This is a genomic window from Streptomyces sp. NPDC002671 (genome assembly GCF_053592475.1).
The window spans coordinates 18,298-39,850 of record NZ_JBSFVU010000028.1 but is presented as its reverse complement, the minus strand read 5'-3'; the positions used below and the strand labels follow the sequence as shown (position 1 = coordinate 39,850).

Sequence of the window (21,553 nt, the reverse complement as noted above, 5' to 3'; positions counted from 1 at the left end):
ATACCGGCCGGAGCGTCCGGGAAGGAAACAGAGCGGACCGCGCTGTCCGACCGATTCCAAGGATAGGTGTCCCTGCGGACGCGCAGGCCGTTGGGCTCTTGCCGCCGGAGGACACGCTGCCATACTTACGACGCCGTAGGTTACGGAACCGTAAGGAAGTACTGCTTTACTCCCGTCCGGTCCCGGCAGCCCCGGCACCCCGCCAGCCTTTGCCCTCGACCCCCCAGGGGACGCGCATGACCTCCAGTTCCGATGTGATCGACGACGTTCCGAAGGCCACCGACGGCTCCCTCGGCTCCGCCACGCTGGGCGGCGAGAAGAAGCGCTCGGTCGAGCAGCTGGCGCTGCTGCTGTTCATCGTCGTGCCGTTCCTGGCGCTGGTGGCGGCCGTGCCGCTGGCCTGGGGCTGGGGGGTGAGCTGGCTCGACCTGGGCCTGCTGGTGTTCTTCTACTACCTCGGGTGCCACGGCATCACGATCGGTTTCCACCGCTACTTCACCCATGGCTCGTTCAAGGCCAAGCGGCCCCTGAGAATCGCGCTCGCGATCATGGGTTCGATGGCGGTCGAGGGCCCGCTGGTGCGCTGGGTGGCCGATCACCGCAGGCACCACAAGTTCTCCGACGCGGAGGGCGACCCGCACTCTCCGTGGCGTTACGGCGAGACGATTCCGGCGCTGATGAAGGGCCTGTGGTGGGCGCACATCGGCTGGATGTTCGACGAGGAGCAGACCCCGCAGGACAAGTACGCGCCGGACCTGGTCAAGGACCCGGCGATCCGGGCGGTCTCCCGCCAGTTCGTGATGTGGACCGTCGTGTCGCTCGCGCTGCCTCCGCTGATCGGCGGGCTGGTGACGATGTCCTGGTGGGGCGCGTTCACCGCGTTCTTCTGGGGTTCACTCGTGCGGGTGGCGCTGCTGCACCATGTGACGTGGTCGATCAACTCGATCTGCCACGCGGTGGGCAAGCGGCCGTTCAAGTCGCGGGACCGCTCGGGCAACGTGTGGTGGCTGGCGGTCCTGTCCTGTGGCGAGTCCTGGCACAACCTGCACCATGCCGACCCGACCTCGGCGCGGCACGGTGTGATGCGCGGCCAGCTGGACTCCTCGGCGCGGTTCATCCGCTGGTTCGAGCAGCTCGGCTGGGCGTACGACGTGCGCTGGCCGTCACGCTCGCGTATCGATTCGCGCCGTAACACCGGTGAGGGCGGCTCCGGGCGCCGGACGGAGACGGCCAAGGCGGCATGATTGAAGCCGTGGCGACCGATTCCAGCAGCAATCCAGGCAATGACAAGCAGCGGCGGACCCGCCGGACCCGAATGACCGGTGCCGAGCGGCGCCAGCAGTTGCTGGAGATCGGTCGTACCCTCTTCGCGGCGAAGGGCTTCGAGGGCACGTCGGTGGAGGAGATCGCGGCGAAGGCCGGGGTCTCCAAGCCGGTGGTGTACGAGCACTTCGGCGGCAAGGAGGGGCTGTACGCGGTGGTGGTGGACCGCGAGATGCGCCGCCTGCTGGACATGGTGACCAGCTCGCTCACGGCCGGCCACCCCCGCGAACTGTGCGAACAGGCCGCCTTCGCCCTCCTGGACTACATCGAGGAGTGCACGGACGGCTTCCGCATCCTGGTCCGCGACTCCCCGATCCCCCAGTCGACGGGCTCCTTCGCCTCCCTGATCTCCGACATCGCCACCCAGGTGGAGGACATCCTGGGCCGCGAGTTCAAGTCCCGCGGCTTCGACCCGAAGCTGGCTCCCCTGTACGCCCAGGCCCTGGTCGGCATGGTCGCCCTGACCGGCCAGTGGTGGCTGGACGTCCGCCGCCCGAAGAAGGCGGAGGTGGCGGCCCACCTGGTGAACCTGGCCTGGCACGGCCTGGACGGCCTGGAGCCGAAGCCGCGGCTGATAGGGCACCGGAAGAGCTAGCCGGGATCAGGCTGGACGCTTTCAGGAAGCCGTAGCCACCGGCTCCAGGAACTCCAGCCGGTTCCCCACCGGGTCCTGCGAGTAGAAGCGCCGGTGGCCCGGGAGGTTGTCGTCCCAGGTCACCGGGGCCCCGCTCGCGGCGATGCGGGTCGCGAACGTCTCGATGTCCTGCACGCGCAGGCCCGGGTGGGCCTTCTTCGCCGGACGGAAGGCGGGCTCGATGCCCAGGTGGAGCTGGACGAAGCCCGCCTCGAACCAGCAGCCGCCGCGGGCCGCCAGTGCCGGGGGCTTCGGGATCTCGGTCATGCCGAGGACGTTCACGTAGTAGGCCCGCAGGCTGTCCTCCGAGCCCGGCGGGGCCGCCAACTGCACGTGGTCGAGCGTGACGAGCATGGTCAGGCCTCCTTCACGGCCACGGCGAAGAGCCGGCGGAAGGGCAGGACCGTGCCGTACGGGGCGCTCGGGTAGGCCTCGCGCAGCAGGTCCCGGTATTCGGTGAGGAACGCGTCGCGGGCCTCGGGGTCGTCGGCGAGCGCGGTCAGGGCGGGGCGCAGGCCCGTGCCCTTCACCCAGTCCAGGACCGGGTCCTCGCCGGGCAGGACGTGGAAGTACGTCGTCTGCCACACGTCCACGGCGCAGCCGAGGCGGGCGAGGCGGTCCAGGTAGACGCCGGGCTCGTGGACGGAGTCCTCGCGGCGCAGGATGCCGCCGAGGCGGCTCTTCCAGCGGGGGGTGGCGGCCAGTTCGCGCATCAGGGCGTGCAGCGGGGCGTCGATGTTGTCGGGGACCTGGAAGGCGAAGGTGCCGCCGGGCTTCAGGGCGGCGATCCAGTCGGCGAAGCGGTCCACGTGGCCGGACACCCACTGCAAGGTCGCGTTGCTGGCGATCAGGTCGTACGGCTCCTCGGGCCGCCAGGTGCGTACGTCGGCGGCGGCGAAGTCGAGGCGGCCACCGGCGGCCGTCGGCCCCTCGAAGTCCACGTGTGCCTTGTCGAGCATCTCGGCCGAGTTGTCGTACCCGGTGATGTGCGCGGTGGGCCAGCGGTCGGCGAGCATGACGGTGACATTGCCGGGGCCGCAGCCCAGGTCGGCGATGCGGGGGCGGTCTTCCGGCAGCGCGGGGATACGGGCGAGCAGGTCCGTGAAAGGGCGGGCGCGGTGGCCGGCGTGACGGAGGTACTGGTCGGGATCCCAGGTCGGCTTGGTCATGGCAGCTACTGTCCTCCCCAATTTATCTCGATGTCAAGAAACTTGAAATCAAGAGACTTAATGTCGACAGAACCACTACACTGATCGTCATGGAGGACGAGGTCGATCGGCTGGTGGCAGCGTGGCGCCGGGAGCGTCCGGACCTCGACGTGGAGCCGCTGGAAGTGCTCAGCCGGGTGAGCAGGCTGGCCCGGCACCTGGACCGCGCACGCCGGCTCGCGTTCTCCGAGCACCAGCTGGAACCCTGGGAGTTCGACGTCCTGACCGCGCTCCGGCGCGCGGGCACGCCGTACCAGCTCTCCCCTGGGCAGCTGCTGACGCAGACCCTCGTCACCTCGGGCACGATGACCAACCGGATCGACCGGCTGGCGAAGAAGGGCCTGGTGGAGCGGCTGCCCGACCCGAGCGACCGGCGGGGTGTGCTGGTCCGGCTGACCGACACGGGCCGGGACCGCGCGGACCAGGCGCTGGCCGGCCTGCTGGAGCAGGAGCGGGCGATCCTCGCCGAGCTGTCCCGCACCCAGCGGGCCGAACTCGCGGGCCTGCTACGCCAGTTGACCGCCCCGTTCGACAACATCCCCGGCTAGCTCAGCCGGCCCCACCCCGGCCCGCCGGGCCAGCGCCACGGCGGCCAGCGTCGAGTGGACACCCAGCTTGCCGAGGACGTTCTGCATGTGGGTGCGGACGGTGTGCGGGGAGAGGAACAGCCGTTCGGCGACGGCCTTGCGGCCCAGCCCCGCGACCATGCAGCGCAGCACCTCCCGCTCGCGCGGGGTGAGGGACTCCACCAGCAGCTCGCTCTCGGTGCGGTGCTTGCGCGCGGCCGTCAGCTCCTTCAGGACCCCGGTGAGCAGGGCGGGCGGCAGATGGGTCTCGTCCCGCAGCACGCCCCGGATCACCGCCAGCAGCCGGGACAGCGAGCAGTCCTTGGCGACCCAGCCGGAGGCACCGGCCTGGAGCGCGAGCGCCGCGCGCCGGGGGTCGTCCTTCTCGGCGAGGACCACGAGCCGCACCCCGGGCTGCGCCACCCGGACCCCCGCGACCAGCGAGATCCCGTCGACCAGCCCCTCCTCGTCGCCCTCATGCACGGGCACGGCCGGGCGGGCCCCGGGCAGGCTGCCGCCCAGGTCGGCGTCGACGAGCAGGACGTCGTAGCGGCGGCCCTCCCCCGCCGCCCGCTCCAGGCAGCGCAGCGCGGCCGGGCCGCTGCCGGCGGCGAAGACGTCGACGTCGGGCTCGGCGGCCAGGGCGGCGGCGAGCGACTCGGCGAAGATGCGGTGGTCGTCGACGACCAGGACTCGGATACGAACCACGAAACCCCCTTCCCCAGACTCCGCACGGAGCAGGGGATATCCAGGTCCGGAAATGTCCGGAAGGCTCCGGAGAACGACGACCCGCGCGAGCACGACACCCACGGACAAGGGCACCCACCGCACGGCCGCCGCCGTTGCGGAGACTGCTACCCCCACCGCGGGCGACGTACCCGCCTGTCTCGCCCCCTGATCAGCACCGGCCCCCACCGGTGTAGTACCTCAGAGTACGGATGGGAGCACAGAGCGGAAGGACATTTGCAGAACTGGCGGTCGGGCGCGTTTATGGTGTGGCACATGTTTCGTATTGAGGCGGAAGTCGACAAGGAACGACGAGAACTGCTGCGCTCGCGGCTGCGGGACACCAACACGGCGGCCTCACCGGTCCTGGCCGCCCTGCGCGGCGGCCCGGGCGAACGCGAAGTCCCCCTCCACGTCTGGGCCCTGGACGCGTCGGGAGACCTGGCCGGCGGCCTGGTCGGCCACACCTGGACGACCTGGCTGCACGTCACCTACCTGTGGGTCGACGCCCGCCACCGCGGCACGGGGCTGGGCTCGCGGCTCCTCGCGGAGGCCGAGCGCATCGCCGCCGCCGACCGCGCCTGCACGGGCGCCCGCCTGGAGACCTGGGAGTTCCAGGCCCCCGAGTTCTACAAGAAGCAGGGCTACGACGTGGTGTGCGTGATCCCCGACTATCCGCCGGGGATCACGGAGTACACGCTGACGAAGCGCCTGGCCTGAACACGCGCGCCCCTACGGCTCCGGAGCGAGCCCCTTATCCTTCTGGGCGCCGTCGTCGATGAGGACCTCGACCCAGACCGTCAGGCTGTCTCCGGTCCACCGGGTTCCCCACCGGGTGGCCAGGGCTTCGGCGATCAGCAGTCCACGACCCTCTTCCTGGTCCGGTCCTGACAGTCTGGCTGGCATGACGTGAGGCACCGGCGCGCTCCCGTTGCCCTCGTCGGTCACGCTGATCGTGACCGACCGGGCCGTGAGGGCGCAGGTGACCGTGATGGTGAGGCTGTCGCTGTGCTCCAGGGCGTTCGCGACCAGCTCTCCGGCGATCGTCTCCAGGTCGTCCGTGACTCCGGGAGGCAGGCCCCACGATCGGGCCGTGTCACGCACATGGCGCCGGGCCGCGGGCGCGGAGGCGAGGTCGTCGCCGGGAAAGGAGTGCACGCCGTACGCCCGGGGCGCGGCAAGGCCGTCGGCCACTACGCCGTTGACGACCTCGACGGGCAATGGCACCGCGGGGACGTCACCCGCGAGAGTTCGCCCCGTTCCACCGAGGCGGGCGCCTCGGGACTTCGCGATGAGCAACGTATCGGCGAGTGCATCGACCAACTGGGCTGCCAGCCCAGCGATATCACCCGCGTCAGGGCTGCACTCCGAGAGTGCCTGTCGAGTACGGCCCAGCAGCCGGTCCGCGAGGCCGAGCTGCACGTTCTCAATCCGGTCGGCGAGCTTGGAGGCGGTGCCGTCGCCGTCCGTGAGGAGGAGGGAGGGCTGGCCATGTGCACCGGTCCAGGGCAGAAGCCGTACGCGGTCCGCCTCACCGTTCATGTCGTTCATGAGGCCGCTCCCAGGCATGCGTGGATGTCGCGGGTGTCGAGGTCGACGCCGTACGTGGCACACCAGAGGATGTCCCGGCGCAGCCGCTGGATCCGGGCCTTCTCCTCGCGCTCGTACGCGGTGAGGTAGGGGCGGACGAGGGGGGTGGAGGTGCCGTCGATGGGCTCGTACCAGGGGCGGACACTTGGAGCGACGGGGGTACGGCGCGGAGCGGGCCGTAACGGCCGTGCCGAACGCGGCAGCGGTGGAGGCTCAGCGCGGTGGCGCCCCGCCCGCGCAATGAGCAACACCCTTGCGTAATAAGCAAGTTGCTTGATCAGTCGTGGCATGAGGACTCCCTTGAAGTGGCTGAACATGCGCGGCAGACCAGCAGGAGCGGCGAGCTTCGCCTCGCTCTGCACCACTTGGAGTGTGACACCGAGCATCTCTCCATGAGAATCTCACGACGAGCATCTCTCAGAATTCCCCCGTGTGGGTGACACCTTTCCGCACAGACGTGTGTGAGCGTTGTTGCCAACCCGACCAGAGCGCCTCGACGATGACGCAGGCGCAAAAGAGAAAGGACAGCCGTGGGGCCAACCACCAGGCGTCGCCAACTCGGCGCCGAACTCAAGCGGCTGAGGGTTCTGAAAGGCCTCACTCTTGAGCTGGCCGGCGAAGCTGCCGGGGTGTCCCGGGCAACGGTGAACCGCTACGAGTCCAATCACGGACCGGTGAAGTGGCTGGTGGTGGATGCCCTGTGTCGCGCATACGGCACCACTGACGAGGAACGCGCCACACTCGTTTCATTGGCCAAGAACGCCAAACTTCAAGGGTGGTGGAAGAGTTACCACGACGCGATCCCCGGCTGGATCACACCGCTGCTGACGCTTGAGGACGAAGCAGTCGAAGAGTGCCACTGGGCCAACACCTACGTACCTGGGTTGCTGCAGACCCGCGAATACGCGACTGCCGTGATCCAGGCAGCCGAAATCCGCGCCGAGGCCAAGTTGATCGAGCGGATGGTGGACGTCCGGATGAAGCGGCAGGAGGTACTCAAGAGGGAGACCCCGCCTCATATCTGGGCCATCCTGGACGAAGCCGTCGTCCGGCGCCGCGTCGGATCGCCCGAGGTCATGGCCGAACAGCTGGAACACCTGCGCAAAGCCTCCGGCACGCCACACATCACCGTGCAGATCCTGCCCTTCAGCGCCGGGGCACACGCCGCCGAAAGCACCAGCTTCATCATCATCCGCGGCCCCGAGCCATCGCTCGACGTGGTCCATCTCAGCAATCTCAGCGGTGCTCTGTACCTGGAGAAGTCAGCCGAGTTGGAGCGGCATAGGGTGGTCTTCGAGTATCTGCGTTCACAGGCGCTCAGTCCCTCGGACACGAGCAGCCTGCTCGCGGAGATCGCCAAAGAGTTCACCGCGGTACGCAGGGAGCGATGATGGGATTGGCTCGGGAAGCCGACAGCGACGACGTCCGGTGGTTCAAGTCCTCGTACAGTGGTGGAGCCGGAAGCGACTGCGTCGAGGTGGGCCCCTGCGGCTTGGTCACCTCGCTACGCGACTCGAAGGCCCCGCTTCAGGGCATAGTGACCGTGCCGACCAGTGCCTTTGCCGCCTTCGTCAATGACTTGAAAGCGCGCGTGACCATACGCGAAACGCGGTGATACCGGTCCGGCGTCGGAGCCTTCCGGCCGGCATGTGACGGCCCGTTCCACCTGCTGCACTTCCCACCAGACCTGTATCCACGATCTCGTCAAGGACCGTTACACATGAACAAGAAGGTCGACCTCTCCGCTGCCGTATGGGGCAAGAGCGACCTGAGCAACGGTGGCGACAACTGCCTGGAGATCGCTTTCGTTGACGGTGTTGTCGCACTGCGCGACTCCAATGATGTCGGTGGCCCCGAGGCCAAGGTGCTCGTCATATCCGAGGATGACTACCGCGCCTTCACCGGAGGCATCCAGCAGGGGCAACGCAACCTTCTGCTGCCGTAACCGCGGCCTGAGCAGGAACGACGACCAGGTCGCCGTACGGGATTCCGAAGGTTCCTCAGGGTGGCGCACTCACCCCATGGACTCCCGCAGTCGCGGCCGACTCACGCACGCCACTCACCTGCGGATGCCGTACCGAACAATCACGGACGATCTGCCGGATCGCCGGGCGGTCGAGGACCCTCCCAGTCGCGGGCGCCGGGATGGTGGCGCCCCAACCAGAAGGCCGCGACCGACGGGTGCCCGACGCCGGCGGTGGAGCCATCGTGTGGCAGGAGTTCGGTCGGCGCGATGTAACCCTCGCCCGGTTCGAAGCGGATGCGCAGACAGCTCAGCAGATGGCCAGCGGCCACATACCGGCGCACGTCGTCGGTATGCGGGTAGTGGTGCTGCACGTCCGCGCCAAGGTCCCGGCAGATCTGCTGGACGTCGCGGTCGGCGAGCAGCAGGTAGCGCGGGCCGGGCCCGAGGTTGAGGCAGAGGCGTCGGCGCCCCTCGTGGCGCTGTGCGCACGGCAGCCGGTCGAAGTTGTCGACGTGCAGACCGATGCGGCGTCCGGTGGTGGAGTCCGTGGTGGTGGTGAGCGAGCCGCCTGGGCTGGCGGTGCAACCCAGGAGCTGGGACGGCCAACGGCCGGGCAGCGGGTCCAGGTGCGCGGCGGCGGCAAGGCGGCCCGCCTGGTCGTCCGCGGCGAAAGACGGCAGCGGTCGGCGCACCAGCTCGATGCGGATGCTTTCCGGCGTGCTGTCGTCAGCCTGAAGGTGCTCGGTGTCCTCGGTGGTGAGCGGCTGCCAGGGGCCGTGGGGGACAACGGCACCGTCGTCGTACCCCGCCTCCCTGTTGGTCAGCCGGACCGTAGTGATCTCGCAGCGGCCGATCAGTTCATCGAGTGCGGTGAACGCCAGCCGTATGCCCATGGGTGTCCCCTTTTCGTCATGGAGGCCTCTACTCGGGCAGGTCCTCGCCGTAGGTGACGTCCAACTCGGCGGCGAGGGCCTCGGCCAGTTGCAGCGTCTGTGCGCGGTCGATGATCACTTGCCTGAGTGAGGCAAGGCCGCGGAGCTGGGAGAGGTCGTTGCCGCGCAGGTCCAGGCCGCGGTATTTGCCGCCGTCGAATTCGGCCAGCCGCAGATCGCACTCGTCGAACGCCGCCGCGCTCAGGTCGTCTCCGTCGAACGTGGCCTCGCGCAGGGAGCACTGGGAGAAGATCACCGGTCCGGTGGCGCGGACGCGGATGAGGGTGCTGTAGTCGAGCTTGCAGTTCTCGAACAGGACGTCGTCGAGGGTGACGTCCTCCAGCATGGCGCCCATCAGCTTGCAGTCGCGGAAGACGGCGCGGGTGACCTTGCTGTCCGACCAGTGCAGGGAGGACAGGTCGCATCCGGTGAACTCCACCGAATCAACGCGGAGCTTATCCAGCCGGGTGCGCTGGGTCCTCAGTCCGGTGACGCGTCCGTCGATCAGGTGCGTGTCAGCCAGATCCAAGGCGCGCAGGTCCGCGTCGCCGTAGTGGAACTCCGCGACCTGGCCGCGACCGCCTTCGAGCGAGGTCACGCTGGACAGGTACAGGCCGGGCTCGTCCAGCGAGGGCAGGGTGACGCTCGTGCGGCGGATCGTGCGGGTTCCCATCGAGATGCCTTCCGACGAGGTGGGCCTGTGCGGGGCCGGCGGCGCGCCCGTGGCGGGAGCGCCGCCGGCGTGGGTCACTTCTTCTTCCAGTTGTCCCAGGTGGGGCGGTTGTCGAAAGGCGCGGGGCTCTTCTTCCAGTTGTCCCACGTGGGCTTGTTGTCCCACGCCGCCTCCGTGATCACGGGGGCCGGGGCGCCGTGGGTGGAGATCAAGTCCACCACGACGGGCGCGTCGGATGTGGCCAATTGGTCCAGGAGTGTCATGCTGCTCGTCCCTTCTCCGTTGTTGCGAGGGTGGACAGGGCCGTGACCAGGGCCTGCCGGGAAACCCGGCAGTAGTTGGTCTCGGTGGACTGCAGGCTGCCGTTCTCGAAGTAGCGGTTGGCGGCCTGGGCTCCGCGGCAGAAGTCGAAGAACGCGCACCCGGCCCGGCAGTTCTCCAGGCCGGTGAGGAAGTCGCGGACATAGCGGAGCCGGTGTGCGCGGTTGAGGATTTCGGCCAGGGGCTGGTCGAGGACGTTTCCGGCGCGGAAATCGTCGTAGGCGGGGTCGGTGGTGTCGGCAAGCTCCGGGGAGAGCAGCACCACGTCGCCCGTGACAGAGACGGTGGGGATCGGGTCGTGGCGCCGCTCGTTCCATTCGTCGCGCTGCCCGGTGCGGATCAGGTGCAGGTACTCGGCGAGGCGTTCCAGCTCCCGGACCTTCACGCGGTCGCCGCGGGCTCCGGACCAGGTGAGAGTGCGGCTCCAGAATTCCTCGGCCTGCTCCGGTGCGGGCGCCTGCCGGTCGGTGTTGACGCCCTCGACCTCCTCGATGTTGAAACCCGCAGAGTGGCAGCCCAGCTCCGCCAGGAACTCCAGCAGCTCCTCGGGCCTGGATATGGACTCGGTGCCGACGACCGAGATCACGGAGAACGAGATGCCGTGCGCGCGCAGGCGCTGGATGCCGCGCAGGATCCGGTCGAAGGCGGGCTTGCCTCGCGGGTCGACACGGTCGGTGTTCATTGCGGCGGGGCCGTCGATGCTCACGCCCACCCGTATGTCGTACGCGGTCAGCAGCTCGCACCAGGTGTCGGTGATCAGCGTCGCGTTGGTCTGCACGTAGTGGTGGACACGGCCCGCCCGGCGCAGAGCCTCGAACGGGGCGAGCAGCGTGGTGAACTTCTGCGGGCCGACGGCCAGGGGCTCCCCGCCGTGCCAGACGATCCCGATCGGCGAGCCGCCGCCATCCGTGAGCTGGGCGACCGACGTCGCCAGGGCATCGGCGACCTCCAGAGGCATCTGGTCCTTGAGCTTCCGAAACGGCAGGTAGCAGTAGCGGCAGTCGAGATTGCAGAAGCGCGTGGGCTGGACAACCACGGTCTGCGGGGACGTGAACCACTGGTCGTAGCGGGCATGCCAGCCGGAGGTGCGGGTGCGCATCGCGGTCCTCTCCCTCATCAAGACAGGGGCATCGCCCACCGCGGCCGATCCGGCAGGGGCAGGCACGCGTCCACCCTCGGGCCAGTCATGACGTGCACGCGATGACATTGCGATGTCATCGCCGATGACGTGTCATCCGGCGCCCGATGACATATGGGTCAAGTCCGATGCCCAGCTGGCGAGTTCGTGAGAGAGGTGGTGGGCTATCGTGGCGAGCGTGCCTCGCTTGATTCTGATCCACGACGGCCAGTCCGCCCGCGACATCGGCCTGGTGTACATCTGCTCGGGTTACCTCGTCGAGCGCGGCAAGGTCCTGCTCGTGCACCACAACCGCTTCGACAAGTGGGTCCCGCCCGGCGGCCACATCGAGCCCGGCGAATCGTTCGCCGGCACGGCCGAGAGGGAGTTCAAGGAAGAGACTGGCCTGCTGGTGGAGGCGATCTCCAGCCAGCCAGCCATCCACCCGGCCGACGACAATGCCACCCCGGAGCCGGTGCCGTTCTACGTGGACATCGAACGGGAAGGGTTCGCTACCCCGGCTCTGGTCCAGTTCTACTACGTGCGCCGCCAGGAGGGCACCAGCGAGCAGCCCGTGGAGGCGCAGCTAGAGGAAGTGCACGGGGCCGGGTGGTTCGGCCTGGAGGACTTGGAGAAGCTGCCGACCTTCGAACAGGTCCGCTCCCTGGCGCGCTTCGCTCTGCTGAACTATCCGGTCGCCTCCGAGCGCGCCCAGGCGTAACCGCTGGCCCCGTTCACGGTCAAGGCATGCAGCAGCCGCGCCGGGGCGCCGCCGAGGGCGGCGGACACCGCCTGGTTCAGGCGCTGGACGTACTTGGGCACCGACGACGGCGCGACGAACAGGGCCTGGGCGATTTCCTCGGTCGACAAGCCCACATCGGGGCCGTCGTGCACGACCTTCGCCAGGTCGAACAGCCGCTCCGACAGCGCACACACCACCGGGCCGTCGCTGTCTGGCGTGGTCAGCAGGACCGAGTGCCCGTCGGCAAGCTCGGCGCCCGTGATGCGGATCTCCACCGCGATGGCGCCATCGCCGGCCCCGGCTTCCTCGCCGAGGCCGATCCAGGCGAGCCGATCGAGTGCCTCCTGGTAGGCCGAGACGGTGTAGTACGCCGCGCGGATGGTGGCGCGTTTACCCGAGGCCCCGGGCTCGTTCCACATCCCGGCCCCGGGGTCCCACAGCTCGTTCATCAGCCGCCATGCCTTGGTCAGCCGGGAATCGCGCGGGTTGGCCCCGGCCCGAATGGACGCCTGCGTGCACAGCGCGTACGCCATGTGCTCCCACGCGGTGCCCTGCACGTCCTTGTCGTCCTCGACGAAGGTCTCCCAGCGGTGGTGGTTGCGGAGCAGCCACTGCCCGGCCTCGACGACCACCTCGGACAGCCGCTTCCTCTGCACCGGGCCGTGGACGCCTCCGGTATCCCGGGGCACGTCCCGGTACGCGGGATCGCCACCGGGGCCGGTCCCGCAGGCGACCGTGGAGAGCGCCAGCAGGCACAGCGCGGTCTTGCTCGGGCTCGGGTCGGTATCCACGTAGGTGCGCCACCCCCAGGCGCCGCTGGGCCGACGGTGATAGAGCAGGCCGCGGACACCGTGGTCGATCAGCGGCTCGACTCGCTCCAGCAGGCTTGTGGTGTCCACCCCGCCAGGAAGGACGAGGCCCGGGCCGAGTTCGTGCAGGGTGTCCCTGAGCTGGGCGAGCCCGTGCACGGCGAGGGCGGTCTGGTGCAGCGAGGTGTCGTCGAGCCCGAGCACCTCGGACCAGCCGTGGTCGACGTGGTGGTCCTCGAGCCAGTTGACGCACCAGGCCGCGGCCCCCGCGACACCCTCGTGGTGGAAGAAGCGCGGGTGGGACAGCAACCCGGTCAGGCCGAAGGCGATGAACCGGGTGTGCTCACCCCGGCCGCCCTTGTGGCGGGGCCGACAGTGCTCCGGAATGGCGCTGCCAGGAAGTCGAGCGCCAGGCGCACCGGCTGTCCCGCGATGCCTGCGGCCCGCAGGATCGGAAGGACTTCACTGGTGTTGACGATCGACGACACCGAGGTGAGGGTGAGGCCCCACCCACCGTCGTATCCCTGGTTGTGCAGCAGGGTCCGGGCCGCTTCGCCCACTCTGCCCTCGAACGCTGCAAGCCCGGCCCGAGCCCTCTTCATGCTGTCGCCTCCGCGTCCCGAAACGGATAGCCCGGCCGGACCGTACCCAACTCGGCTTCCACCAAAGCGTGTTCACGGCCAGGCTGCTACGGGCCGTCCAAGTCGATCACCACGCCGAAGGGGTCTGGCACCTGACAGCTCTTCCGTCCAGGCTCAACCTGGAGTGGCCCCGCGCCGGGTCCGCCAGGCATACCGTCGTCACACCAACGATCTCGGCGCCCAATGGAGTGACGCCGGCCTCGTGCGTGCGCTGACCGCGTTCGCCAACTCGACCGGTCTAACTTCCCTTCACGGCGTCGACCAGTGACCGACGGAGGCACCAGTGTTCAACGGCATCCGCGCCATCATGATCTTCACCGAAGACCCGGAGAAGTCCGCCCGCTGGTGGGGCAGCGTCCTTGAGACCGAGGTGCACCTGGACATCGACGGCGACGCCGTCTACGCCTGGCTCGACGTCGCAGGCGTCGAGTTCGGCTTCCACCCCCTGGACGAGAAGCGCAACCGGCGCGGCGGCAGCCCCGTGCCGTACTGGTGCGTCGACGACGTCGACACCGTACGACAGCGCCTCCTGGACGCCGGGTGCGCCCACCACCGCGGCCCTCTCGACGTCGGCGACGGCACCGGCCGCAAGATCGCACAGCTCACCGACCCGTTCGGCAACGTGATCGGCATCGACGGATTCTGAAACCTCGCGGAGGGCACCCATGCGCCACTGGCCGCTCACCCAGCTCAAGCTCACCACCCCCGACCTGGTCCTGCGCGTCCCCGACGACGACCAGCTCGACGAGCTGGCGCAGGTGGCGGCCGACGGCGTTGTCCCACCCGGCGCCGTGTACTTCCCACAGCCCTGGGCCTCCGGAACCCCCGAGCAGACCGCCCGCAACGTCCTGCAGAACCACTGGTGGGCTCGCGGTGGCTGGCGTAAGGACAACTACTCCTCCTCAGCCCTCCGCCCAGGCTTCTTCCTCCGCGCGTGCCGTGTCGTAGGCCCGGCGGGCAGTGGTGACCTGGGGCAGGTGGGCGTCGGACCAGCTGGCGATGGCGTCGAAGACGGGGACGAGGGTGCGGCCCAGCTCACTGATGGCGTACTCGACCCTCGGCGGGATCTCGGCATGGTAGGTGCGGGTGATCAGGCCGTCCCGTTCCAGCTGGCGCAGGCGCTGGGTGAGCACTTTCGGCGTGATCGCCGGCAGGAGCCGCTGCAGTTCGTTGAAGCGCGAGCGTCCGTGGTGTTCGAGGGCCCACAGGATCGGGGTGGTCCAGCGGCTGAACACCAGCTCCACCACCGGGTTGATCGGGCACACCTGCTGCGTCGGCTCGGTCACGGCACCTTTCCTTCCGCTCGCGCCCGCACTCCCTGTACTCAGCGGCCGGGGGTACTTTCCTGGAGGAAACCACTATCCCGAGGATACTAGCTTGGTGGTGTCAGCGAGCGAGCCGAGCGCACTACCGAAAGAGGCACCACCATGACGTTCCCCGCGCTGCCCGAGCGTGCGGGTGACCGACCCGAGACCGGGCCCGAGGTCCCCCACCTGCAGCTCACCCAGCCCAGCCCGCCGCAGATCAAGGAGGCACTGCGGCGATGGATGGCCACCGCGCTCCCCGGCACCGTCTCAGGCCGCAGCGAGATCTCCGTCCCCAGCACCTGGGCGGTGTTCCTCAGCGATGCCGCCCCCGCCCGCGGTGCCCGGCTGTTCCTGCCGCGCGGAAACGCGGAGTTCGTACACCTGCACGCCGACGGCAGCCTGCACCTGGCCCTGGACCCAGCCGACCACGCCGCGTTCCTGGCCTCCGGATGGGGCGAGAAGCACCCGCTCTACAGCCGTGGCGCCAACGTCGTCATGTTCTACGCCCCGCGCGACGAGGCCGAACTGGAGGTGGCCAAGAAGGTCATCGCCGCTTCCTACCGGTACGCCACCGGCCACGCACCAACCGCCGGGCCCGCCGCGGCCTGACCGCTCTCCCCACACCGCACCAGCCCCGCCTGCGGCTCCGCCCTGCCCATTTCTCGTTCTCCACACCGACCAGCAAGGGCTCCTCCATGTCCTACCTGCTCCACATCGACTCCTCCTCGCTCGGCGCCGATTCGGTGTCGTCCCAGGTCGCCGGCTCCTTCCGGAATACCTGGGACGCGCCGGTCATCCACCGGGACCTGGCGGCCTCGCCCGTACCCCACCTGGGCGCGGCGGGCATAGCGGCCTGGGGCACCGACCCCGCCCTGCACACTCCGGAACAAGCCGCGGCCGCCGCTGTCCAGGACGAACTCATCGAGGAGTTCCTCGGCGCGAGCGCCTACCTGTTCACCGTGCCGATGTACAACCTCACGATGCCTTCGGCGTTCAAGGCATGGCTTGACCAGGTCATAGTCAAGGGCCGCACCTTCGGCTTCCCCGACGGTCCCGCGGCGTCCGGCCGTCCGGCCCTGGTGGTCTCGGCACGCGGCGGCGGTTACGGCCCCGGCACCCCCAACCACGGCAAGGACTTCGTCGTGCCCGCGCTGGAGACGATCCTGCACGACATGCTCGGCCTCGAAGTCACCTCGCTCACGCCCGAGTTGACCATGGCGCCAGTCGTCCCGGCGCTGACCCACCTGATCCCGCTCCACGAGGCGTCCCTGACCGACGCGCACCAGCGGGCCCGCCGGCAGGCCGAGAAGTTCCGCGGTCAGATCGCCGCCTGACCCGTTCCGGGACCCGCCACCACGCCCGCCGCGCACACCACTCACCCCCGAGGAGAAACCCCATGCCCAAGATCACCACTGGGAAGGTCCTGCTGACCCTCACCTCACTGGTCACCATGACCGGCGCCTACATCGCGGACTGGAACAAGACCCACATCTACAACCCCAACTGGCCGCCGCACGCCAAGTTCCACAACGCCCAGACCATGAGCATGGGCGCCGCACTCGGCCTGATCGGCCTGTACCTGCTGTGGGCGCACCGGGGCGCCTGGACGCGCTCCCTTGTCCAGGTCATCGTCGTGGCCGAGTCGCTGTACTGGATCACCCAGCTGTCGGCGATCCTCTACCCCGGCACCGCCCTCGTCGACGGCGACTGGGTTCCGCCCATCCAGCCCGCCCTCGCCACAACCATGCTGGCCCTCAACGCACTCGCGTACTTCCTTGAGCACCGACGTCTGGAGCACCACATCGCTTAGGACTTGTCCGGGCGGTCATGTCCGAAGCCAGATCACGAGGGCTGCCGCGGTGGCGGTGCCGAGGTAGACATAGCCGCGCGGCCCCTCCGCGGCCGTCGAAGTGGGCCGCGATCTACTCGTCCTTCACCTGGCCCCCGCTCCTTGAAAGGCCGTCAGCCCCGCACAGCTGTACGGGGCTGACGGCCTGCGCAAGGTCAGCCGACCCGCCGCGCCCCCGCCGAAGGCACCGCCTCGAACACACGCGGTGCCGTGAAGCCCGCCGCGTCGAAGGCCTCCTCCACCGCCTTGGTGAGCGTGTCGACGTCTGTCGCCTCCGCGAGGACGATCGCCGAGCCGCCGAAGCCGCCGCCGGTCATGCGGGCGCCCAGGGCGCCGCCCGCGAGGGCCGTGTCGACGACCAGGTCCAGCTCCGGGCAGGAGATGCGGAAGTCGTCGCGCAGGGAGGCGTGGCCCTCGGTGAGGACGGGGCCGATGGCGCGGGTCTCGCCGGAGCGGAGCAGGGCAACCGTGCGTTCGACCCGCTCGTCCTCGGTGACCACGTGCCGGACCAGGCGGCGTACCTCCTCCTCGTCGCCCAGGCGGGCCAGGGCCGCGTCCAGGTCGCCGTAGGGGATGTCGCGCAGGGCGTCCACGCCGAGCAGCGCCGCGCCCTTCTCACAGCCCGCCCGGCGCTTGCCGTACTCGCCGCCGCTGTGGGCGTGCTTGACCTGGGTGTCGACGACCAGCAGGCGCAAGCCCTCGGCGGCCAGGTCGAAGGGGATCTGCCGCTGGGACAGGTCGCGGGTGTCGAGGAACAGGGCGTGGCCCTGTTCGCAGCAGGCCGAGGCCGTCTGGTCCATGATCCCGGTCGGCGCGCCCACGTAGACGTTCTCCGCGCGCTGGCACAGGCGGGCCAGCTGCCAGCGCTGGAGGCCGAGGCCGTGGAGGTCGTTCAGCGCGAGCGCGATCACGACCTCCAGGGCGGCCGAGGAGGACAGGCCCGCGCCCGTCGGGACGGTGGAGGACAGGTGGATGTCCGCGCCCGTCACCGCGTGGCCCGCCTCGCGCAGCGCCCAGACCACGCCCGCCGGGTACGCCGTCCAGCCGGCGTCGCTCTGCGGGGCCAGGGCGTCCGGGCGCAGCTCCACGATCCCGCCCTCGGCCTCCGCCGAGTGCAGGCGCAGTACGCCGTCCTCCCGGCGCGAGACGGCCGCCGTCGCCTGGTGCGGGAGGGCGAAGGGCATGACGAAGCCGTCGTTGTAGTCGGTGTGTTCGCCAATCAGGTTGACCCGGCCCGGCGCCGCCCACACCCCCTCCGGCTCGGCTCCGTACAGCTCGGCGAACCGCGCCCGGACCTGCTGTTCCTCCACTACTGCCCCCTTGCGATGCTCTGTGCGAACTCCCAGGCGTCCGCGACGATCCCGGCGAGGTCCGCGCGGGACGGGTTCCAGCCCAGCTTCTCGCGGGCGTTGTCCGCGGCGGCCACCAGCACCGCCGGGTCGCCGCCCCGGCGCGGGGCGACCACCTCGGGGATCGGGTGCCCGGTGACCAAGCGGGCGGTCTCGATGACCTCGCGGACCGAGAAGCCGTTGCCGTTGCCGAGGTTGCAGATCAGGTGCTCGCCCGGCTGCGCGGCCTGAACCGCCAGCAGGTGCGCCTCCGCCAGGTCCGCGACGTGGATGTAGTCGCGGATGCAGGTGCCGTCGGGGGTGGCGTAGTCGTCGCCGAAGATCGAGATCGCGTCGCGGCGGCCCTGGGCGACCTGGAGGACCAGCGGGATGAGGTGCGACTCGGGGTCGTGGCGCTCGCCGACCATGACATTGGAAGACGTGCCGTACGCCCCCGCCACGTTGAAGTAGCGCAGGGACACCGCCGCCAGGCCGTGGGCGTGCGCCTCGCTGGTGATCATGTGGTCGACGGCGAGCTTGGAGGCGCCGTAGGGGTTGGTGGGCTTGGTCGGGGCGGTCTCCACGATCGGGACCTGCTCCGGCTCGCCGTAGGTGGCGGCCGTGGAGGAGAAGACCAGCCGGCGCACGCCCGCCTCGCGCATCGCGCCGAGCAGGGCCATGCTGCCGCCGACGTTGTTGTCCCAGTACTTCTCCGGCTTCACCACCGACTCGCCGACCTGCGAGGAGGCGGCGAAGTGCAGCACGCCGGCATAGGAGGAGTCGAGCCACTTGGCGGCGTCGCGGATGTCGCCCTCGACGAAGGCCGCGCCCGCGGGCACGCTCTCGCGGAAGCCGGTGGAGAGGTTGTCGAGGACCGTGACCTCGTGGCCGGCCTCCAGCAGATGCTGGGCCACCACGCTGCCGACGTACCCCGCCCCGCCCGTCACCAGGTACTTCATGAACTCGCTACCTCTCGCAGTCGCTCGGCCGCGCGCTCCGGCGGCACATCGTTGATGAACACGTTCATGCCGGACTCGGAACCCGCGAGGAACTTCAGCTTGCCGGAAGTGCGGCGGATGGTGAAAAGCTCGAGGTGAAGCGCGAAATCGTCGCGCGAGACGCCGTCGAACTCCTCCAGATCGCCGAACGGGGCCTGGTGCCAGGCCGCGATGTAGGGCGTCGGAGGCTCACCGGTGCCGAAGATCCGGTCGAAGCGCCTCAAGAGTTCCAGATACACCTGGGGGAACTCTGTGCGGGCCGCCTCGTCGAGCGCGAGCAGGTCGGGCACCCGGCGCTTGGGGTGCAGGTGGACCTCGTACGGCCAGTGCGCCGCGTGCGGCACGAAGGCCGCCCAGTGTTCACCCTCAAGGACGACCCGTTCACCGGCGAGTTCCCGCTCCAGAACCGCGTCGAACAGGTTCTCCCCGCCGGTCGCCTCCTTGTGGGCGGCGAGCGAGCGGAGCATCAGGGCGGTGCGGGGTGTGGTGAAGGGGTATCCGTAGATCTGCCCGTGCGGATGGCCGAGGGTCACGCCGATCTCGGCACCGCGGTTCTCGAAACAGAACACCTGCTCGACGGAGGGCAGATGCGACAGCTCCGACGTACGGTCCGTCCACGCCTCCAGCACCAGGCGCGCCTGCTCCTCGGTGAGGTCGGCGAAGGACGCGTCGTGGTCGGAGGTGAAGCAGACGACCTCGCAGCGGCCGGAGTCGCCCGCGAGGGAGGGGAAACGGTTCTCGAAGACGACGACGTCGTACGAGGAGTCCGGGATCTCGCTGAGCCGCTCGCCCCGGCTCGGGCACAGCGGGCATTCGTCGGCCGGCGGGTGGTAGGTGCGGCCCTGGCGGTGCGAGGCGACGGCGACCGCGTCGCCGAGCAGCACGTCGTGGCGGACCTCGGACATGGTGTGGGTCCGCTCCAGCGGGCGGCGGTCGACCGCGTCCCGCACGGCGTCGTCCCGCAGGTCGTAGTAGATCAGCTCACGACCGTCGGCCAGCCGGGTCGAGGTCTTCTTCACGCGGACTCCTCTACATCCCCCACCGATCACTCAACACAATCAAACATAACAGCTCACAACTCGACAACACCTCGGACGACCACAATCAAACGAAGAACAAGCGAGTGCCCATGCAAACCCCCACATACCCACACATGGACCTGGCAGCGGGGCTACGGCTCCCCACCAACGGGCTGGACTACACGATCCTCGGGATCTACTTCGTCGTCGTCCTCGGCATCGGCTTCGCGGCCCGCCGCTCGGTGAAGACCAGCCTCGACTTCTTCCTCTCCGGGCGCTCGCTGCCCGCGTGGATCACCGGCCTCGCCTTCATCTCGGCGAACCTGGCGGCCACCGAGATCCTGGGCATGGCGGCCAACAGCGCCCAGTACGGCGCCTACACCGTGCACTGGTACTGGATCGGCGCCATCCCCGCGATGGTCTTCCTGGGCCTGGTGATGATGCCCTTCTACTACGGCAGCAAGGTCCGCTCGGTCCCCGAGTTCCTGCTGCTGCGCTTCGACAGGTGGGCCCACCTGCTCAGTTCGATCCTGTTCGCGTTCGCCGCCATCCTGATCGCCGGCGTGAACCTCTACGCCCTCGCGATCGTCGTCGAGGCGCTGCTCGGCTGGCCGCAGTGGGTCGCCATCGTGGTCGCCGGCGCCTTCGTGCTCGCGTACATCACCCTCGGCGGTCTCTCCTCGGCGATCTACAACGAGGTGCTCCAGTTCTTCGTGATCCTGGCCGCCCTCATCCCGATCACCGTCCTCGGCCTGAAGAAGGCCGGCGGCTGGGGCGGGCTGACCGACAGGCTCACCGCCACCCACGGCCACAACTTCACCACCGCCTGGGGCGGCACCGGCATCGGCAGCGTCAACCCGCTGGGCGCCAACTGGCTGACCATCGTCCTCGGCCTCGGCTTCGTGCTGTCCTTCGGCTACTGGACCACCAACTTCGCCGAGGTGCAGCGCGCCCTGTCCGCGAAGAACCTCTCCGCCGGGCAGCGCACCCCGCTGATCGCCGCCTACCCGAAGATCTTCATCGTCTTCCTGGTGATGATCCCCGGCCTGGTCGCCGCCGCGCTCGTCCCGGAGTTCGGCACTCCCGCCTCGGGCTACCAGTACAACGACGCCATCCCCTATCTGATGCAGGAGCTGCTGCCCAACGGCGTGCTCGGCATCGCGGTGACGGGTCTGCTCGCCGCGTTCATGGCCGGCATGGCGGCGAACGTCTCGTCCTTCAACACGGTGTTCACCAACGACATCTGGGCCAAGTACGTCGTGCTGCACCGCGAGGACGCGTACTACGTCCGCTTCGGCCGCCTGATCACCGTCGTCGGCGTCTGCGCCTCGGTCGGCACCGCGTTCCTGGCGTCCTCGTTCTCGAACATCATGAGCTACCTCCAGACGCTGTTCTCCTTCTTCAACGTGCCGATGTTCGTGGTGTTCGTCGTCGGCATGTTCTGGAAGCGGGCGTCCGCGAAGTCCGGCTTCTGGGGCCTGCTCGCCGGCACCGTGAGCGCGATGGTCAACTACTTCGTGCTCTACAAGAGGGGCATCATCTCGATCCCCTCCGACCAGGGCGCCAACTTCGTCTCCGCGATCGCGGGCTTCGTCGCCGGCGCGGTCGTGATGGTCGTGGTGTCCCTGTTCACGGCGCCGAAGCCGGCCGAGCAGCTCCAGGGCCTGGTCTACGGCACCCGCTCCCCGGGCATGAGCGAGCCGCCCGCTCCCGGCGACGAGGCCTGGTACCGCCGGCCGGTCCTACTGGGCTGGGGCGCGGTGATCCTGGCCGCCGCCTGCTACATCCCGTTCTCGTTCTGACC

The 21,553-nt window shown here is 69.3% G+C and carries 28 protein-coding genes; 13 read left to right on the top strand and 15 right to left on the bottom strand.

Going from position 1 to position 21,553, the window contains the following annotated elements; translation table 11 throughout:
- Positions 1-236: 236 nt before the first annotated feature.
- Positions 237-1,244 (top strand): acyl-CoA desaturase, encoded by a 1,008-nt coding sequence (locus tag ACWD35_RS33905; protein ID WP_451355185.1) that lies wholly within the window; start codon positions 237-239, stop codon positions 1,242-1,244.
- Positions 1,241-1,918 carry a TetR/AcrR family transcriptional regulator gene (locus tag ACWD35_RS33900; protein ID WP_451355184.1) on the top strand — a complete coding sequence of 226 codons (678 nt, stop codon included), beginning with the start codon at positions 1,241-1,243 and terminating at the stop codon, positions 1,916-1,918. The genes ACWD35_RS33905 and ACWD35_RS33900 overlap by 4 nt, the downstream gene beginning before the upstream one ends.
- Before the next feature lie 21 nt (positions 1,919-1,939).
- On the opposite strand, the gene ACWD35_RS33895 is transcribed toward ACWD35_RS33900, so the two are convergent.
- Together ACWD35_RS33895 and ACWD35_RS33890 are read right to left on the bottom strand one after the other, a co-directional pair.
- A complete protein-coding gene (locus ACWD35_RS33895) occupies positions 1,940-2,311 on the bottom strand; it encodes a glyoxalase (RefSeq protein ID WP_451355183.1) in 372 nt (123 codons plus the stop codon).
- 2 nt (positions 2,312-2,313) lie between these two features.
- Positions 2,314-3,126, bottom strand: coding sequence for a trans-aconitate 2-methyltransferase (locus ACWD35_RS33890; protein WP_451355182.1), 813 nt, complete (start codon positions 3,124-3,126; stop codon positions 2,314-2,316).
- An 89-nt stretch (positions 3,127-3,215) separates the two neighbouring features.
- On the opposite strand from ACWD35_RS33890, the gene tamR reads away from it, so the two are divergent.
- Positions 3,216-3,713 (top strand): MarR family transcriptional regulator TamR, encoded by a 498-nt coding sequence (gene tamR, locus ACWD35_RS33885; protein ID WP_362680698.1) that lies wholly within the window; start codon positions 3,216-3,218, stop codon positions 3,711-3,713.
- Here the strand turns inward: tamR and ACWD35_RS33880 are convergent.
- Positions 3,672-4,439, bottom strand: a complete 768-nt coding sequence (locus ACWD35_RS33880) for a LuxR C-terminal-related transcriptional regulator (RefSeq protein WP_451355181.1) — start codon at positions 4,437-4,439, stop codon at positions 3,672-3,674. The two genes, tamR and ACWD35_RS33880, sit on opposite strands and share 42 nt — an antisense overlap.
- A gap of 282 nt (positions 4,440-4,721) precedes the next feature.
- On the opposite strand from ACWD35_RS33880, the gene ACWD35_RS33875 reads away from it, so the two are divergent.
- On the top strand, positions 4,722-5,177 hold the full coding sequence (locus ACWD35_RS33875) for a GNAT family N-acetyltransferase (protein ID WP_451355180.1): 456 nt from the start codon (positions 4,722-4,724) through the stop codon (positions 5,175-5,177).
- Positions 5,178-5,189: 12 nt separating this feature from the next.
- Here ACWD35_RS33875 and ACWD35_RS33870 read toward each other — a convergent pair whose 3' ends face one another.
- Positions 5,190-6,008 carry an ATP-binding protein gene (locus ACWD35_RS33870; RefSeq protein ID WP_451355179.1) on the bottom strand — a complete coding sequence of 273 codons (819 nt, stop codon included), beginning with the start codon at positions 6,006-6,008 and terminating at the stop codon, positions 5,190-5,192.
- The gene (locus ACWD35_RS33865; protein WP_451355178.1) at positions 6,005-6,433 is read right to left on the bottom strand and encodes a hypothetical protein; all 429 of its coding nucleotides are present in this window, start codon (positions 6,431-6,433) and stop codon (positions 6,005-6,007) included. Before ACWD35_RS33865 ends, ACWD35_RS33870 begins: the two co-directional genes overlap by 4 nt.
- Positions 6,434-6,577: 144 nt before the next feature.
- On the opposite strand from ACWD35_RS33865, the gene ACWD35_RS33860 reads away from it, so the two are divergent.
- The 3 genes from ACWD35_RS33860 (at position 6,578) to ACWD35_RS33850 (ending at position 7,992) form a co-directional block, all read left to right on the top strand.
- The gene (locus ACWD35_RS33860) at positions 6,578-7,438 is read left to right on the top strand and encodes a helix-turn-helix domain-containing protein (protein ID WP_451355177.1); all 861 of its coding nucleotides are present in this window, start codon (positions 6,578-6,580) and stop codon (positions 7,436-7,438) included.
- Positions 7,435-7,662, top strand: a complete 228-nt coding sequence (locus ACWD35_RS33855) for a DUF397 domain-containing protein (protein ID WP_451355176.1) — start codon at positions 7,435-7,437, stop codon at positions 7,660-7,662. Before ACWD35_RS33860 ends, ACWD35_RS33855 begins: the two co-directional genes overlap by 4 nt.
- 105 nt (positions 7,663-7,767) lie before the next feature.
- Positions 7,768-7,992, top strand: a complete 225-nt coding sequence (locus tag ACWD35_RS33850; RefSeq protein WP_451355175.1) for a DUF397 domain-containing protein — start codon at positions 7,768-7,770, stop codon at positions 7,990-7,992.
- A 140-nt stretch (positions 7,993-8,132) separates the two neighbouring features.
- On the opposite strand, the gene ACWD35_RS33845 is transcribed toward ACWD35_RS33850, so the two are convergent.
- From ACWD35_RS33845 to amcB, 4 genes are all read right to left on the bottom strand, one after another.
- Complete coding sequence (locus ACWD35_RS33845; protein ID WP_451355174.1) at positions 8,133-8,906, bottom strand: hypothetical protein; 774 nt, start codon at positions 8,904-8,906, stop codon at positions 8,133-8,135.
- A gap of 28 nt (positions 8,907-8,934) precedes the next feature.
- Positions 8,935-9,618 (bottom strand): pentapeptide repeat-containing protein, encoded by a 684-nt coding sequence (locus ACWD35_RS33840; protein WP_451355173.1) that lies wholly within the window; start codon positions 9,616-9,618, stop codon positions 8,935-8,937.
- A gap of 74 nt (positions 9,619-9,692) precedes the next feature.
- Positions 9,693-9,881: a multiple cyclophane-containing RiPP AmcA gene (gene amcA, locus ACWD35_RS33835; protein ID WP_451355172.1), complete on the bottom strand. Its 189-nt coding sequence runs from the start codon at positions 9,879-9,881 to the stop codon at positions 9,693-9,695.
- Positions 9,878-11,038 (bottom strand): cyclophane-forming radical SAM peptide maturase AmcB, encoded by a 1,161-nt coding sequence (gene amcB, locus ACWD35_RS33830; protein WP_451355171.1) that lies wholly within the window; start codon positions 11,036-11,038, stop codon positions 9,878-9,880. The genes amcA and amcB overlap by 4 nt, the downstream gene beginning before the upstream one ends.
- A gap of 217 nt (positions 11,039-11,255) precedes the next feature.
- Between amcB and ACWD35_RS33825 the strand changes: the two genes are divergently transcribed.
- Positions 11,256-11,777, top strand: a complete 522-nt coding sequence (locus tag ACWD35_RS33825; RefSeq protein WP_451355170.1) for an NUDIX hydrolase — start codon at positions 11,256-11,258, stop codon at positions 11,775-11,777.
- Here the strand turns inward: ACWD35_RS33825 and ACWD35_RS33820 are convergent.
- Together ACWD35_RS33820 and ACWD35_RS33815 are read right to left on the bottom strand one after the other, a co-directional pair.
- Positions 11,744-12,916, bottom strand: a complete 1,173-nt coding sequence (locus ACWD35_RS33820; protein ID WP_451355169.1) for a hypothetical protein — start codon at positions 12,914-12,916, stop codon at positions 11,744-11,746. The two genes, ACWD35_RS33825 and ACWD35_RS33820, sit on opposite strands and share 34 nt — an antisense overlap.
- A 5-nt stretch (positions 12,917-12,921) precedes the next feature.
- Complete coding sequence (locus ACWD35_RS33815; RefSeq protein WP_451355168.1) at positions 12,922-13,095, bottom strand: hypothetical protein; 174 nt, start codon at positions 13,093-13,095, stop codon at positions 12,922-12,924.
- Positions 13,096-13,531: 436 nt separating this feature from the next.
- Between ACWD35_RS33815 and ACWD35_RS33810 the strand changes: the two genes are divergently transcribed.
- Positions 13,532-13,894 (top strand): VOC family protein, encoded by a 363-nt coding sequence (locus ACWD35_RS33810; protein WP_451355167.1) that lies wholly within the window; start codon positions 13,532-13,534, stop codon positions 13,892-13,894.
- A 256-nt stretch (positions 13,895-14,150) separates the two neighbouring features.
- Here the strand turns inward: ACWD35_RS33810 and ACWD35_RS33805 are convergent, their stop codons facing one another.
- Entirely contained in the window at positions 14,151-14,534 is a 384-nt protein-coding gene (locus tag ACWD35_RS33805) for a winged helix-turn-helix transcriptional regulator (protein ID WP_451355166.1), read from the bottom strand.
- A gap of 141 nt (positions 14,535-14,675) precedes the next feature.
- Here ACWD35_RS33805 and ACWD35_RS33800 point away from each other — a divergent pair, with 141 nt between their 5' ends.
- The 3 genes from ACWD35_RS33800 (at position 14,676) to ACWD35_RS33790 (ending at position 16,365) form a co-directional block, all read left to right on the top strand.
- Positions 14,676-15,164 (top strand): luciferase domain-containing protein, encoded by a 489-nt coding sequence (locus ACWD35_RS33800; protein WP_451355165.1) that lies wholly within the window; start codon positions 14,676-14,678, stop codon positions 15,162-15,164.
- Between the two features lie 86 nt (positions 15,165-15,250).
- The gene (locus ACWD35_RS33795; RefSeq protein ID WP_451355164.1) at positions 15,251-15,889 is read left to right on the top strand and encodes an FMN-dependent NADH-azoreductase; all 639 of its coding nucleotides are present in this window, start codon (positions 15,251-15,253) and stop codon (positions 15,887-15,889) included.
- 62 nt (positions 15,890-15,951) lie between these two features.
- Positions 15,952-16,365, top strand: a complete 414-nt coding sequence (locus ACWD35_RS33790; protein ID WP_451355163.1) for a DUF6640 family protein — start codon at positions 15,952-15,954, stop codon at positions 16,363-16,365.
- A gap of 194 nt (positions 16,366-16,559) precedes the next feature.
- On the opposite strand, the gene galK is transcribed toward ACWD35_RS33790, so the two are convergent.
- Genes galK through galT form a run of 3 tightly spaced genes read right to left on the bottom strand, consistent with a single transcriptional unit; the run spans position 16,560 to position 19,749 of the window.
- On the bottom strand, positions 16,560-17,714 hold the full coding sequence (gene galK, locus ACWD35_RS33785; protein ID WP_451355162.1) for a galactokinase: 1,155 nt from the start codon (positions 17,712-17,714) through the stop codon (positions 16,560-16,562).
- The gene (gene galE / locus ACWD35_RS33780) at positions 17,714-18,691 is read right to left on the bottom strand and encodes a UDP-glucose 4-epimerase GalE (RefSeq protein ID WP_451355161.1); all 978 of its coding nucleotides are present in this window, start codon (positions 18,689-18,691) and stop codon (positions 17,714-17,716) included. Before galE ends, galK begins: the two co-directional genes overlap by 1 nt.
- Complete coding sequence (galT, locus tag ACWD35_RS33775) at positions 18,688-19,749, bottom strand: galactose-1-phosphate uridylyltransferase (RefSeq protein WP_451355160.1); 1,062 nt, start codon at positions 19,747-19,749, stop codon at positions 18,688-18,690. The genes galE and galT overlap by 4 nt, the downstream gene beginning before the upstream one ends.
- Before the next feature lie 110 nt (positions 19,750-19,859).
- Here galT and ACWD35_RS33770 point away from each other — a divergent pair, with 110 nt between their 5' ends.
- A complete protein-coding gene (locus ACWD35_RS33770; RefSeq protein ID WP_451355159.1) occupies positions 19,860-21,551 on the top strand; it encodes a sodium:solute symporter family protein in 1,692 nt (563 codons plus the stop codon).
- The last annotated feature ends 2 nt before the right edge of the window (positions 21,552-21,553 follow it).

Coding starts and splice junctions, on each gene's coding strand:
- ACWD35_RS33870 (WP_451355179.1), bottom strand. CDS start 6,008: ATGAACGACATGAACGGTGAGGCGGACCGCGTACGGCTTCTGCCCTGG.
- ACWD35_RS33895 (WP_451355183.1), bottom strand. CDS start 2,311: ATGCTCGTCACGCTCGACCACGTGCAGTTGGCGGCCCCGCCGGGCTCG.
- ACWD35_RS33905 (WP_451355185.1), top strand. CDS start 237: ATGACCTCCAGTTCCGATGTGATCGACGACGTTCCGAAGGCCACCGAC.
- ACWD35_RS33855 (WP_451355176.1), top strand. CDS start 7,435: ATGATGGGATTGGCTCGGGAAGCCGACAGCGACGACGTCCGGTGGTTC.
- ACWD35_RS33800 (WP_451355165.1), top strand. CDS start 14,676: ATGACGTTCCCCGCGCTGCCCGAGCGTGCGGGTGACCGACCCGAGACC.
- ACWD35_RS33840 (WP_451355173.1), bottom strand. CDS start 9,618: ATGGGAACCCGCACGATCCGCCGCACGAGCGTCACCCTGCCCTCGCTG.
- ACWD35_RS33865 (WP_451355178.1), bottom strand. CDS start 6,433: ATGCTCGGTGTCACACTCCAAGTGGTGCAGAGCGAGGCGAAGCTCGCC.
- ACWD35_RS33900 (WP_451355184.1), top strand. CDS start 1,241: ATGATTGAAGCCGTGGCGACCGATTCCAGCAGCAATCCAGGCAATGAC.
- ACWD35_RS33795 (WP_451355164.1), top strand. CDS start 15,251: ATGTCCTACCTGCTCCACATCGACTCCTCCTCGCTCGGCGCCGATTCG.
- ACWD35_RS33845 (WP_451355174.1), bottom strand. CDS start 8,906: ATGGGCATACGGCTGGCGTTCACCGCACTCGATGAACTGATCGGCCGC.
- amcB (WP_451355171.1), bottom strand. CDS start 11,038: ATGCGCACCCGCACCTCCGGCTGGCATGCCCGCTACGACCAGTGGTTC.
- ACWD35_RS33770 (WP_451355159.1), top strand. CDS start 19,860: ATGCAAACCCCCACATACCCACACATGGACCTGGCAGCGGGGCTACGG.
- ACWD35_RS33790 (WP_451355163.1), top strand. CDS start 15,952: ATGCCCAAGATCACCACTGGGAAGGTCCTGCTGACCCTCACCTCACTG.
- amcA (WP_451355172.1), bottom strand. CDS start 9,881: ATGACACTCCTGGACCAATTGGCCACATCCGACGCGCCCGTCGTGGTG.
- ACWD35_RS33875 (WP_451355180.1), top strand. CDS start 4,722: ATGGTGTGGCACATGTTTCGTATTGAGGCGGAAGTCGACAAGGAACGA.
- ACWD35_RS33890 (WP_451355182.1), bottom strand. CDS start 3,126: ATGACCAAGCCGACCTGGGATCCCGACCAGTACCTCCGTCACGCCGGC.
- tamR (WP_362680698.1), top strand. CDS start 3,216: ATGGAGGACGAGGTCGATCGGCTGGTGGCAGCGTGGCGCCGGGAGCGT.
- galE (WP_451355161.1), bottom strand. CDS start 18,691: ATGAAGTACCTGGTGACGGGCGGGGCGGGGTACGTCGGCAGCGTGGTG.
- ACWD35_RS33850 (WP_451355175.1), top strand. CDS start 7,768: ATGAACAAGAAGGTCGACCTCTCCGCTGCCGTATGGGGCAAGAGCGAC.